The organism is Oceanobacillus luteolus, from assembly GCF_023715655.1.
Taxonomy (GTDB): domain Bacteria; phylum Bacillota; class Bacilli; order Bacillales; family Amphibacillaceae; genus Oceanobacillus; species Oceanobacillus luteolus.
The window spans coordinates 1-272 of the sequence record NZ_JAMBON010000176.1; the positions used below are offsets into that span (position 1 = coordinate 1).

A 272-nucleotide genomic window follows, 5' to 3' on the forward strand; every position below is an offset into this window, starting at 1 on the left:
CACTAGCGTTGCATTAATTAAGATTAAATATTAACAAGACCCCGAATTTTCGCTAATTTACTTTAATGCAAATAAAAAGTCCTTTATAATGGATTTAGTCAGGTGGTAACCCATCCAAATCCAAAAATAAAGGACAAAGCTCATCGATAAGGTTACACGAAAAACTTCATTTGGACAATGGTTTTCACCAATCAATCTTCAATTATTTGAAGAAAGTGTGAAAACGTTGAAATTAGATTACTATACAAAAAAACTAACGACAGAGTCATTTT

1 protein-coding gene is annotated in these 272 nt (G+C 30.5%); it reads left to right on the top strand.

Annotated elements, in window-relative coordinates; genetic code table 11:
* Window positions 1-142 precede the first annotated feature (142 nt).
* Window positions 143-272 (top strand): DUF4372 domain-containing protein (locus tag M3210_RS20260; protein WP_251518120.1); only part of this gene is annotated, 130 nt, incomplete at its 3' end.